We start from the raw sequence: 12059 nt of genomic DNA, 5'->3' as shown, positions 1-12059 counted from the left end.
TATTTGATGCTTTTCTATGATAATGAGTCAAGTAGAACAAAGTAAAGGAGTGAAAAAGTGCGCACTGTCTTAAATTCAGTTCATCCATTTACAAGTTTTTGTTATTATATTGGTGTCATTCTTTTAAGTATGATGTTTTTACATCCTATTTTTTTAATTGGGGAATTAATCGTACTAATTATGTTTAATCTTTATCAAAATAATGGCGCAAAAATGAAAAAAATGATTCAAGGCTCGTGGATTTTTATCTTAGCAATTGCTGTTATTAATCCATTACTAAATCATCGAGGAAGTCATTTTTTATTCTATATTGGCCCTAATCCAATTACGTTAGAAGCTGTAGTCTATGGTATTCTGATGGCATTATCCTTTAGTTGTTTACTTATTATTTTTATTTCTTACAATAGCGTTATTTCTAGTCATAAATTCCTCTATTTATTTTCGCGAATATCGCCTCAATTGGCTTTACTAACGATGATAACGATGCGCTTTGTTCCGCTTTTTATTCGTCGATTAACAACAATAACAGCGATTCAAAAAACACGAGGAATTCAAATGGAAACTGGGAAAATAAAAACACGCGCGTATAATGGCATGCATTTAGTTCAAATTTTATTAGTGTGTTCCTTGGAAGAAGCTTTACAGACAGCTGATTCCATGGAAGCACGAGGATATGGAGTGAAAAAACGGACTACTTATCTAAGTTATCAATTAGAAATGCGAGATATTCTTAGTTTGATTTTTGGCGCTTTAATTTTAATTAGTTGTATATATGGTAAGTTAAATGGTTTTGGAAATTTACAAATTTATCCTGAGTTAGGAACCTTGGGTTTATCTATTATTCAGAACCAAGTCTTATTAGTTTTAACTTTGTTATTTGTAAGCTATCCGTTGATTTTGGAAGGGAGGGAATTGTTATGGTGGCGTTGGCAGAAATAAGGAATTTAAGTTTTACCTACCCAGAGGAAAAAAAAGAAGCTTTGGTTATGAATTCTTTAGTCATTGAAGAAGGTGATTTTTTAGTTTTAGCAGGTTCTTCTGGAAGTGGAAAAACGACATTATTACGTCATTTTAAAAAAGAATTATGGCCAATTGGTACACGAACTGGAGCCTTATTTTATAAAAATGAAAACTATCAAGAGTTGTCGGATATTCGGTCAGCAACCGAAATCGGTATGGTTTTTCAAAATCCAGAAAACCAAATTGTGATGGATAATGTCATGGGGGAGTTAGCTTTTGCGCTAGAAAATATTGGTTGTCCACCTAAAATTATTGAGAAACGAATTGCTGAATTAATCAGCTTTTTAGGCTTCCAAGATTTACTTGAGCAGTCGATTCATACTCTTTCTGGTGGTCAAAAACAATTAGTAAATTTAGCATCGGTTCTGATTTTACAACCCAAATTACTAGTTTTAGATGAACCAACAGCACAGCTTGATCCGATTGCTACACGTGATTTTTTAGGATTATTAAAAAGAATCCATGAAGAATTAGGTATTACAATCATTATGAGTGAACATCGACTAGACGAAGTTATCCCTTTAGCTACAAAATTAGTAATGATGGATGCGGGGGAAATTATTGAAAACAGTCCACCGATGATTGCTATTCAAAACTTATGGAAAATAGCTGAAAAGCAGTTATTTATTCCGCAAGTTCCACGTTTATTTTTAGAGATGGGATCCTCCTCGTTACCTTTTTCAGTATTGTCAGGCCAACGAGCATTGCCACCTTTATCTACACCGGAAAATGAACAAAAAAATGAATCAGAAAAAAGGGATGAGAATCGTTTTTTAGTTGCTAAATCAATTGCTTTTCAATACGAAAAAAATGGGCGTTTCATTTTGCGAGAATTAAATTTTTCAATCAAAAAAGGTGAATGGATCGGTATTGTTGGGAAAAATGGAACGGGAAAGTCAACGTTTTTAATGGTTTTAGCAGGTTTATTAAATTGCCGTAGAGGTAAGGTTACGCTAGAAGGGAAAAGACTGAATAAAATTGATTTACAGGAGCGCTATGAACGAATTGGCTATGTTTCTCAAAATCCTGCTTATCATTTTGCTTATGATACTGTATTTGATGAATTTTATCAGCGTAGTATCCAAATCAAGTTGAATAATCCCGATTTGGCGGCAAAAGAAATGCTAATGGAACTAGAAATTGAACATATTTCTGCTAGAAACCCATTAGACTGTAGTGGTGGAGAACAGCAACTCGTTTCTTTAGGATTGGCATTGCTATCTAATCCAGAAATCCTGTTATTAGATGAACCAACGAAAGGGTTAGATCCAGTTAGGAAGCATCATTTAGGTACGCTTCTAAAAAAACTAAAAGAAGAAGGTACCACTATCGTAATGGCGACACATGATATGGAGTTTGCGGCAGCATATGGCACAAGAGCTGCATTGTTATTTGATGGTAAAATTATTTCTGAAGGATTTGTCCAAGATTTCTTTAGTGATAATTTCTTTTATACAACAGCAATTAATCGTTTGGTCCGTAAACAATTACCAAGGGCTTTAACATGGGAGGATGTGATTCCATATGTTAAGAGCTAAAAAGAATTTATGGGGATTGATTCTTTTTTTAATCTTTATGCTAGTACTTTCCGTAGCGATTAGTGATAAGTATTATTTATTAGTCAGTTTTTTATTTTTAATTGCGACAATGGTACCGTTGTATCGTCGCTTTGAAACGAAGAAAATTCATTCGCGAGAAATTGTTTTTATTGCAGTGCTAGGAGCGATAGCTGCAACGAGTCGTGTGCCGTTTGCTATGATTCCAAGTGTTCAGCCAACGACGTTCGTCATTATCGTTTCAGCAATGGTGTTAGGTAGTGAAAGTGGGTTTGTAGTTGGAGCTACAGCAGCTTTGGTTTCGAATATGTTTTTAGGACAGGGACCATGGACTCCATGGCAAATGTTTTGCTGGGGAATGGTAGGATTTACAGCGGGTTTATTAAAAGATTCTCCCATCCTAAAAGATATGTGGAGTCGCTTGGTTTTTGGCTTCATTTGGGGATTTCTCTTTGGCTGGATTATGAATTTATGGTATGTGGTGGCTTATATTAATCCGTTGAGTTGGATTGCATTTGTCCAAGCCTATGCCGCAAGTTTTTATTTTGATTTAGCCCACGCGTTATCGAATGTTTTTTTCCTGTGGCTATTCAGCCCATCATGGCTAAAAATTATTCGACGTTTTCAAAAAAAATACGGACTGATAAATTTAGAATAAAGCCATGCAAAAAATCAAAGCTTGTGTTTTTCTTTTATTTAGCTTAAATTATAGCCAAGCTATAAAAAATAAAAAAGCTAGCTCTTATGAGCCAACTCCTCGAGAAAAAGATGTAAATCCGAGATGGCAAAAAGCGCCATATCGATTTCCTCTATTTTCTTACCGGAGTTTAACGTCTCAACGAGCTTTTTATTAAGGAGGAGACAACTTATGAAAAAAGTTATGTTTATTGGCTCAATTGGTTGTGGGAAAACAACCTTGTGTCAAAGAATTAAGGGTGTTGAGTTATCTTATCATAAAACACAAGCTGTTCAATTTCATGCAGATATGATTGATACACCAGGTGAGTTTATTCAACATCGTCAATATTATAGCGCCCTAACAGTTACTGCAGCTGAAGCTGAGGTAGTGGCATTACTAGCCAGTGTTAGTGAAAAAGAACAAGTTTTTGCGCCACTTTTTGCTACCCTTTTTGCAAAACCAACGATTGGGATTGTGACAAAAATTGATTTAGCAGAAAATGAGGCCGATATTCTAGCTGCCGAAAAAAGACTTTATTTGGCAGGTGCTAAAGTGGTATTTAGAGTTTCATCTTATGAAGATGCTGGGATTAAAGAATTAGTCGATTATTTACAATAGAGAGGGGTTCATTCTATCATGAAAATTTATACAAAAACTGGGGACAAAGGTATGACTCGTTTAGTAGGTGGAGCGCAAGTCAGCAAAGACTCAGCACGAGTAACAGCATATGGAACATTGGATGAATTGAATTCGTTACTTGGCTATATTGTCAGTCAAATGAATGATAGTGAAAATCCAGATATTAAAGCTGAATTAGCAGAAATTCAACAATATTTATTCGATTGTGGAACAGATTTAGCTACACCAGAAGGTATTCGTGATTATCGTATGACAAAAGAGCCAACAAAATGGTTAGAGTCACGCATTGATTTCTATACAGAGTTACCTCCTCAAATTGAGGAATTTATTATTCCTGGTGGTACACCAGTTGCGAGCCAATTGCACATGGCGAGAACGGTTGCTAGGCGAGGAGAACGACATATCGTTAGTGTTGCTTGGACAGCCGAAATAAATAGCCATGTATTGAAATTTACGAATCGCTTATCAGATTACTTTTTTGCAGTTGCTCGAGTCGTAAACTTTCGTGCTAATTGCCCAGATGTTAGCTACAAGCGTAGTGGAAAAGTTTTTCATAATGGTCCGACAAAATAAAGTCTAACGATTGCAAAGAAATTCAAATATGTTATAATAAAGCAGATAAAATATAGCTTGTTCATGCTATTTTAGAAAAATGGAAGTTTGGTGAAAATCCAACGCGGTCCCGCCACTGTAATAAGCAATGATTGCTTTAAGTCAGGTCTTTTCTTCTAAGATACTCTGGTACTATTGTTTCGAGGCAAAACAATAGGCTTTTGTTCCAGTGCGCACTTGTCTCTGGGACTTTTTTTATTTGTCACACAAAATTGTGTGTAACCAAATTGTCCATTGCTTTTAGTAGGTGCCTTCAAGTGAACAAGTTGTTCTATGTAAAAGTAGAAATTTTATCGAGTTTCCTGTCTTAACTTGCAGGAAACAGCGCCAATTGCACAATGTTGTGCATAAAAAGACAGTGGGCAATAACCTTCTCAACGATGCTGAAGGAATAAGTACAACGACGTGCTTCGATTGCCTATCTTACTATGTAATTTCTAGATTGGTATTGACAGGGTTCTTCAAAAGTAGTAAATTATAAATGAATTGAATAGTTTCTCACAATGGTGTGGGGATAATCTAATATAGCAAAGAAGCTTTAGAAAGATGTGCAGGATGACTGCCTTTTTTCTAAAGCTTCTTTTTTTATTAAATTAAACAAAAATACCTGTAAAAAGGATTGAAAGGGATGTTGATAGATATGGAAAAAATAAGTTTTAAAACGGATTTATTTATTGGAGAAAATGCGTTAGATCGCTTGAAAGAGTATGAGAACAAGAAAATATTTATTGTAACCGATCCATTTATTGTTAGTTCAGGCATGATAGATGCTGTAACTTCAAGAATTAGTGCTAAAAATGAATTTGCAATTTTTAGTGACATTATTCCAGATCCGCCAATTGAAAATGTTGTGGCAGGGATCAGTGCATTAAATGAGTTTGATGGTGATATGATGGTAGCAATTGGTGGTGGATCAGCAATTGATGCAGCCAAAGCTATGAAATTTTTTGGTCAAAAATTAGGAACAGTCAAAGCAATGCCTTTTGTTGTGATTCCTACAACTAGCGGCACAGGTTCAGAAGTAACCAATTTCTCAGTCATTACCAACCAAGAAAAAGCGATGAAATATCCGATTGTAACAGATGCAATTTTGCCAGACGAAGCCATTTTAGATGCAGAATTAGTTCGAACAGTTCCACCAGCAATTACAGCTGATACAGGAATGGATGTTTTAACCCATGCTCTAGAAGCTTACGTGTCAACTAAAGCCAATGATTATTCGGATGCTTTATGTGAAAAAGTCGTGATGCTTGTTTTTGATTATTTAGAACGAGCTTATCGCAATGGAGACGATATGGAAGCACGGGAAAAAATGCACAATGCTTCATGTTTAGCTGGGATGGCTTTTAACATTACGTCATTAGGTTTGAACCATGGAATTGCTCATACCGCTGGTGCGAAATTCCATATTCCACACGGTCGTATGAATACATTACTTTTGCAACATGTTATTCGTTATAACGCTGGAATCACAGACTTCCAAAGTATTCCAACAAGTGAAGCTGCTAAGCGATACACGGCGCTAGCTAAGCTTTTAGGTTTACCGGCTAGTAATACACGCATAGGTGTCCGTAGTTTAATTAATGAAATTAAACAATTACAAAAAAAATTAAATATGCCAACAACGTTAAGTGAATGTGGCATAACTAAAGAAGTGTTCACAAAAGAAAAGCATGCTATTGCTGTTGGAGCACTAAAAGATGGATGTACGGCAACAAATCCAAGAATACCAAAAGAATTAGAGATTGAAGAGATTTTAGAGACAATGTTAGTTTAGAGGATTGACATCGCTTTCCAGCTAGAATATAATAATGACGAGCACAAAGGCGTGCGTAATAAACAATTACTGAGCAATGATGCTCCTTAAAAGAGATTCTGTCTTTTTTTAAGGGGCTTTTTATGTTCTTTTTTCTAACATAAGTATGATATCAACAAGTAATTTTAGGTCAGATTTTCCAATAACATGTAGAAAATAGGTGGAAAAATGGAAGAGAAACAAAGAATGATTCAAGAGTATGTACCAGGAAAACAAGTCACATTAGCGCACATTATCGCTAGTCCAGATCAAACAATCTATGAAAAATTAGGTTTATTGGAAAGTAACTATAATGCGATTGGCATTTTAACAATCACACCTAGTGAAGCAGCCATCATTGCTGTTGATATTGCAACGAAAGCGGCAAACGTTCAGATTGGATTTATTGATCGCTTTAGCGGATCAGTTGTAATTACAGGAGATGTTGCTTCAGTCGAGTCAGCATTATCTGAAGTATTAAGTGGACTTGAAACAATTTTAGGTTTCACAGGTACTAGAATTACAAAAACATAAGTGTCTAACTGTGTAGTGATTGTTTGGATAAGAAGCTTTGAAATTTTCTTAAATGCCTTTGTTAACGTTTTATTTGAATAAAAAAGAATAGGAAGTGACAGAATGAATGGAAGAATTGTAATAGTCGATGATGAACCTATTACAAGGATGGATATTCGTGATATTTTAGAAGCAGGCGGCTACGATGTTGTAGGCGAAGCTTCAGACGGGTTTGAAGCAATAGAACTTTGTAAAAGTCAACATCCCGATTTAGTCATTATGGATATTCAAATGCCTTTATTAGACGGTTTAAAAGCAGGAAAGAAAATTGCTTCTGAGAATTTAGCAGGCGGCATTATTCTATTATCAGCATTTAGCGATCCTACAAATACTGAACGAGCAAAAAATTTCGGTGCTTTAGGCTACTTAGTGAAACCTTTAGATGAGAAATCATTGATTCCGACGGTTGAAATGAGTATTGCTAAAGGCAAAGAAACACAAAAATTAGAAGAACAATTAAACAAGTTAACTAAAAAACTAGAAGAACGAAAAATTATTGAGCGTGCTAAAGGCATCTTAATGATTGAAAACAAAATTACTGAAGAAGATGCTTATCAGATGATTCGAACTCTCAGTATGGATAAACGTTCACCAATGATTGAAATCGCTGAAATGATTGTGATGACAGATGATTAAAGCTCAGATTGCTGAACTATGTCAAAAATATTCTGATTTAACTGAAGAAGATATTGCTGAAATTAGTTTTCAAGCTAGCAAAATAGAAATGAGTCCTATGTATTCTGAGCAAGATGCGTTCATTGATATTATTAACATATATACTAGTGAAGCGGTGGTTATTTATCATAAACCTCCATTAACTATTCCTTCGTTATATAAAGAGACAGTTGTAGGAAAAGCAGCGAAGCGTGAAAATGAACCTGGCGTTTTACGCACTTTTGAAACAGCTCTTAATTCAGAAGGCTTGCTTGCACGTAATCAAGAAGACAAGTTAATCAGACAAAAAGTCTATCCAATTCGAAATCATAAAAGAAATATTGCCGTTTTAATTGTTGAAGAAGATGTTAGTCAAACAATTAAAGAAAGCTTTGAAGTTAGCAATAAATACCAGGATTTTGTTGAAGTTTCCTCCGTTTTGCAGGCGATAGACTCATTTAATGAATCTATTGTTGATAATCTAAATGATGGAATTTTAATTTTTGATGAAGCTGGTTACTTATTACAAAAAAATAAAGCAGCAGATTCTTACTATGAAGCATTTGGCTATATTGGGAATATAATCGGTTTACATTATGATAATCTATCCCTAGACTTATCTACATTTGAACAATTAGTCTACTTGAGATCAATTGGGAAATGGTCAAATTCAGAAATCAAAGAAATTAAATTTGATACTTATTATTTTGCAATGAAGCAAATTTTTGTTGATAAGGAAAATGTTTTTATTATGATGTTACAAGACAAGACTGAAATTAAAAATAAAGAAGCTGAAATTATTTCTAAGTCGGTTGCGATTAGAGAGATTCACCACAGAGTAAAAAATAATTTGCAATCCGTTGTTTCTTTATTACGTATTCAAGCTAGGCGTTGTGAGAGCCAAGAAGCAAAAACAGCTTTGAATGAGAGTGTCAGTCGCATTTTAGCCATTTCAGCTACGCATGAATTACTATCAAAACAAGTTGAAGACGGAATTCAATTAAAAACTGTTTTAGAATCAGTTGTCTATAATATCCAGCGCTGTTTTTTGGATCGAAACCACATTACAGTTGTCAGTGATGTTAGCCCGGATATTGTGATAGATAGTGACCGAACAGTTGCGATTGCCTTAATAGTTAATGAATTACTTCAAAATAGTTATGACCACGCCTTTGGAAATGAACAAGTAGGGTTGATTAAATTAACAGCCCAAGCAGAAGAAAAAGTTATTACGATCTCAGTAATAGATGATGGTACTGGATTTGATGTTAAAAAAGTATCCACAACAAGTTTAGGTTTACAAATTGTAAATAGCTATGTAAAAGATAAATTACGTGGCAAAATAAAAATTAAATCAAAAGAAGAAACTGGTACAAGTACGCGTTTCTTCTTTAAAAACTAAGACTGACAACGATGTCAGTTTCATTAAGCAATGACGCTTTTCCTTGCCTCTTGACGCTTTAGCGCCTTAGAGACAAGGTATGCAGCGGCTCAAAAGCCGACTGTCGTCCTTGCTTTTTATTATGCTTTTTTTAGAAAGTCAGCTTAGTTTTTAAGGGTTAAATTGAATTTTGTATTGTTTTAAATTAGTCACGAAGCCAGTTCATTAGCAAAGGAGGAGCTCAGTACAATGACAGAAAAAATTCTAAGTGTTGGGATTGATTTAGGCACATCCACTACCCAGCTAGTTTTATCCGAACTATTCATTGAAAATATGGCCTCAGCCTTTTCGATTCCACGCATTGTGATTTCTGATAAAAAAGTTATCTATAAAAGTGATATTCGTTTTACACCAATTTTAGCCGATAATTTAATTGACGTTGAAGAAATTAAACAATTTGTTGAGGAACAATATCGAAAAGCGGGTATCCAAAAAGAAGAAATTCAAATGGGTGCAGTCATTATAACTGGCGAAACGGCCCGTAAAGAAAATGCGAGTAAAGTTTTAACGGCTTTAAGTGGATTTGCTGGTGATTTTGTTGTTGCGACTGCAGGTCCTGATTTGGAAAGTATTATTGCTGGTAAAGGTGCTGGTGCTCACACATACTCAAAGGAAAATCGGATGTCCGTTGTGAATTTAGATATTGGTGGTGGAACAACCAACTTAGCTTTGTTTGAAGACGGTGAAGTTAGTGATACAGGTTGTTTGGATATTGGTGGACGCTTAATTAAAGTTGATTCGACAACTAAGAAAATTACGTATATTGCACCAAAATTGCAAGAAATCATTGCCAAGCAAAACCTGCCAATCCAATTAAACCAACCAACAAGTGTTGAACAACTCCAACCAATTATTAAAGAAATGGTGCGCTTGCTAGAAAATAGTGTTGGCTTAGGCATGCAAAGTAATTTTTATGAACGAATTCTAACAAATAAAGGCTTGCGCTTAGATCAACGCATCAAAGGTATCTCCTTTTCAGGCGGAGTTGCGGATTGTATTGCTAAAAACTTACCGGAAAATCCATTTAAATATGGTGACATTGGTTTACTCTTAGGGCAAGGAATTGCGAACTCAAGATTAGTCGAAGAGAAAGAAGTCATTCCATCTGTTGAAACAATTCGTGCAACGGTTGTAGGTGCTGGTTCTCATACTGCTGAAGTTAGTGGGAGTACGATTACGTATACAAAGGAAATTTTACCAATTCAAAATATTCCAATCTTAAAATTAGCACTAGCTGATGAAGTTGGAACGAGTCAGGAAATTGCTTCTAAAATTAGTGAAAAGTTGCAATGGTATCAACTGGAAAATGAATTTCAAATGATTGCCCTCGGGCTATCTGGTGAGAAGAGTCCCAGTTTTCAAACTGTTTTAAATTTAGCTGAAGCAATTGTCAAAGGGTTAGATACTTTAATTCAGCGCAAAGATCCATTAATTGTTATGGTGCAAGAAGATATGGCGAAAGCTTTGGGACAAAGCATTCATAGTCTTTTACCAAAAGATTATCCATTTGTCTGTTTAGACAGTGTCCGTGTTGAAAATGGAGATTATATTGATATTGGGAATCCGATTGCCAATGGAACAGTGCTACCCGTAGTTGTGAAGACGTTGGTTTTTAATTAGGTAGTATCTGAAAACGATGGTTGCAGCTAAAGTTTTCAGAAGCAATTTAATTAAACCACTGATTAATAAATGTTAGAGAAGGACAAGGAGGATTTAGTAATGATTTTAAAAACAATACTATTTGGCAAGACGTATCAATTTAAAACGGTCATGGAAGTCATGGCAAAAGCCAATGAAGTTAAATCTGGTGATAGTTTAGCCGGAATCAGCGCAACATCGGCAGAGGAAAGGGTTGCAGCTAAAGTTGTTTTAGCACAGTTGAAATTGTCAGATTTATTCAACAACCCAGCAGTACCTTATGAAGAGGATGAAGTGACACGAATCATCGTTGATGGTGTCAATAAAAGAACTTATGAGCAAATTAAAAACTGGACAGTTGAAGAATTAAGAGAGTGGTTATTAGACTTAAGAACAACCGATCACGATATCAAAATTCTTGGCCGTGGCTTAACTTCTGAAATGGTTGCTGCGGTAGCTAAATTAATGTCTAATATGGATTTAATTTATGCAGCGAAAAAAATGGTTGTCATGAAGACGGCAAATACAACAATTGGGATGCCCGGTCATTTTTCAGCGCGTCTCCAACCAAATCACCCAACAGATAATATTGATGGTATTATGGCTTCGTTAATGGAAGGTTTATCTTACGGAATTGGTGATGCAGTTATTGGATTAAATCCTGTGGATGATTCAACTGAAAGTGTGAAACGTATCTTACATCGTTTTGAAGACTTCCGTCAAGAGTGGGAAATCCCAACTCAAACTTGTGTCTTAGCTCATGTTAAAACACAAATGGAAGCGATGCGTCAAGGTGCTCCTACTGGATTAGTATTCCAATCAATTGCAGGTTCTGAAAAAGGAAATACAGCCTTTGGTTTCAATGCGACTGACATTGCTGAAGCGAAAAAATTAGCTTTAGAAGTTGGTGCAGCAGCTGGACCAAACGTTATGTACTTTGAAACGGGCCAAGGATCTGAATTATCTTCTGACGCACATTATGGTGTCGATCAAGTTACGATGGAAGCTCGTTGTTATGGATTTGCTAAAAAATTCGATCCATATCTAGTGAATACTGTTGTTGGTTTTATTGGACCTGAATATTTATATGATTCAAAACAAGTTATCCGTGCTGGTTTAGAAGATCACTTTATGGGTAAATTATCAGGTATTTCAATGGGTTGTGATGTTTGTTATACAAACCATATGAAAGCTGATCAAAATGATGCTGAAAACTTAGCAGTGCTTTTAGCAACAGCAGGCTGTAACTTTATTATGGGAATTCCTCATGCAGATGATGTTATGTTAAATTATCAAACAACTGGATACCATGAAACGGCTACATTACGCGATATGTTCAATTTACGTCCAACAACTGAATTTGACCAATGGATGGAAAAAATGGGCTTTAGTATCAATGGTAAATTAACTGAACGTGCTGGCGATGCATCTGTATTTTTGAAAAAGTAAAGG

At 35.3% G+C, this 12059-nt stretch carries 12 protein-coding genes and 1 riboswitch; all 12 genes read left to right on the top strand.

Annotated elements, in window-relative coordinates; all coding sequences use genetic code 11:
• Positions 1 to 57: 57 nt before the first annotated feature.
• The 12 genes from BR77_RS09045 to BR77_RS08995 all read left to right on the top strand — a co-directional run bounded on the left by BR77_RS09045 (position 58) and on the right by BR77_RS08995 (position 12056).
• Positions 58 to 939, top strand: a complete 882-nt coding sequence (locus BR77_RS09045) for an energy-coupling factor transporter transmembrane component T (RefSeq protein WP_015075428.1) — start codon at positions 58 to 60, stop codon at positions 937 to 939.
• On the top strand, positions 918 to 2558 hold the full coding sequence (locus BR77_RS09040; protein WP_035064650.1) for an ABC transporter ATP-binding protein: 1641 nt from the start codon (positions 918 to 920) through the stop codon (positions 2556 to 2558). Before BR77_RS09045 ends, BR77_RS09040 begins: the two co-directional genes overlap by 22 nt.
• Positions 2545 to 3234: an ECF transporter S component gene (locus tag BR77_RS09035; protein ID WP_015075431.1), complete on the top strand. Its 690-nt coding sequence runs from the start codon at positions 2545 to 2547 to the stop codon at positions 3232 to 3234. The genes BR77_RS09040 and BR77_RS09035 overlap by 14 nt, the downstream gene beginning before the upstream one ends.
• A 4-nt stretch (positions 3235 to 3238) precedes the next feature.
• Positions 3239 to 3430, top strand: coding sequence for a hypothetical protein (locus tag BR77_RS19090; RefSeq protein WP_015075432.1), 192 nt, complete (start codon positions 3239 to 3241; stop codon positions 3428 to 3430).
• 14 nt (positions 3431 to 3444) lie between these two features.
• Complete coding sequence (locus BR77_RS09030) at positions 3445 to 3873, top strand: EutP/PduV family microcompartment system protein (RefSeq protein WP_015075433.1); 429 nt, start codon at positions 3445 to 3447, stop codon at positions 3871 to 3873.
• An 18-nt stretch (positions 3874 to 3891) separates the two neighbouring features.
• On the top strand, positions 3892 to 4467 hold the full coding sequence (locus BR77_RS09025; protein WP_010053954.1) for a cob(I)yrinic acid a,c-diamide adenosyltransferase: 576 nt from the start codon (positions 3892 to 3894) through the stop codon (positions 4465 to 4467).
• A 55-nt stretch (positions 4468 to 4522) separates the two neighbouring features.
• Positions 4523 to 4670, top strand: a riboswitch (adenosylcobalamin (AdoCbl) riboswitch).
• A gap of 476 nt (positions 4671 to 5146) precedes the next feature.
• Complete coding sequence (locus tag BR77_RS09020; RefSeq protein ID WP_010053955.1) at positions 5147 to 6283, top strand: 1-propanol dehydrogenase PduQ; 1137 nt, start codon at positions 5147 to 5149, stop codon at positions 6281 to 6283.
• A 207-nt stretch (positions 6284 to 6490) separates the two neighbouring features.
• Entirely contained in the window at positions 6491 to 6835 is a 345-nt protein-coding gene (gene eutS / locus BR77_RS09015; protein WP_010053956.1) for an ethanolamine utilization microcompartment protein EutS, read from the top strand.
• A 102-nt stretch (positions 6836 to 6937) separates the two neighbouring features.
• Positions 6938 to 7510, top strand: a complete 573-nt coding sequence (locus tag BR77_RS09010) for an ANTAR domain-containing response regulator (protein WP_010053958.1) — start codon at positions 6938 to 6940, stop codon at positions 7508 to 7510.
• Positions 7503 to 8930 carry a sensor histidine kinase gene (locus BR77_RS09005; protein ID WP_015075436.1) on the top strand — a complete coding sequence of 476 codons (1428 nt, stop codon included), beginning with the start codon at positions 7503 to 7505 and terminating at the stop codon, positions 8928 to 8930. The genes BR77_RS09010 and BR77_RS09005 overlap by 8 nt, the downstream gene beginning before the upstream one ends.
• A 228-nt stretch (positions 8931 to 9158) precedes the next feature.
• On the top strand, positions 9159 to 10589 hold the full coding sequence (gene eutA / locus BR77_RS09000; RefSeq protein ID WP_015075437.1) for an ethanolamine ammonia-lyase reactivating factor EutA: 1431 nt from the start codon (positions 9159 to 9161) through the stop codon (positions 10587 to 10589).
• Between the two features lie 99 nt (positions 10590 to 10688).
• Entirely contained in the window at positions 10689 to 12056 is a 1368-nt protein-coding gene (locus BR77_RS08995) for an ethanolamine ammonia-lyase subunit EutB (RefSeq protein WP_010053962.1), read from the top strand.
• Positions 12057 to 12059: the final 3 nt, after the last annotated feature.

Source organism: Carnobacterium maltaromaticum DSM 20342, from assembly GCF_000744945.1.
Taxonomy (GTDB): domain Bacteria; phylum Bacillota; class Bacilli; order Lactobacillales; family Carnobacteriaceae; genus Carnobacterium; species Carnobacterium maltaromaticum.
Note: the sequence above shows the minus strand (reverse complement) of the source record. Positions and strands in the feature narration are given on the sequence as shown.

Bases quoted from the DNA above. Each gene is read 5' to 3' on its own strand.
- BR77_RS09040 (WP_035064650.1), top strand. From the start codon at position 918: ATGGTGGCGTTGGCAGAAATAAGGAATTTAAGTTTTACCTACCCAGAG.
- BR77_RS09035 (WP_015075431.1), top strand. From the start codon at position 2,545: ATGTTAAGAGCTAAAAAGAATTTATGGGGATTGATTCTTTTTTTAATC.
- BR77_RS19090 (WP_015075432.1), top strand. From the start codon at position 3,239: ATGCAAAAAATCAAAGCTTGTGTTTTTCTTTTATTTAGCTTAAATTAT.
- BR77_RS09030 (WP_015075433.1), top strand. From the start codon at position 3,445: ATGAAAAAAGTTATGTTTATTGGCTCAATTGGTTGTGGGAAAACAACC.
- BR77_RS09025 (WP_010053954.1), top strand. From the start codon at position 3,892: ATGAAAATTTATACAAAAACTGGGGACAAAGGTATGACTCGTTTAGTA.
- BR77_RS09020 (WP_010053955.1), top strand. From the start codon at position 5,147: ATGGAAAAAATAAGTTTTAAAACGGATTTATTTATTGGAGAAAATGCG.
- eutS (WP_010053956.1), top strand. From the start codon at position 6,491: ATGGAAGAGAAACAAAGAATGATTCAAGAGTATGTACCAGGAAAACAA.
- BR77_RS09010 (WP_010053958.1), top strand. From the start codon at position 6,938: ATGAATGGAAGAATTGTAATAGTCGATGATGAACCTATTACAAGGATG.
- BR77_RS09005 (WP_015075436.1), top strand. From the start codon at position 7,503: ATGATTAAAGCTCAGATTGCTGAACTATGTCAAAAATATTCTGATTTA.
- eutA (WP_015075437.1), top strand. From the start codon at position 9,159: ATGACAGAAAAAATTCTAAGTGTTGGGATTGATTTAGGCACATCCACT.
- BR77_RS08995 (WP_010053962.1), top strand. From the start codon at position 10,689: ATGATTTTAAAAACAATACTATTTGGCAAGACGTATCAATTTAAAACG.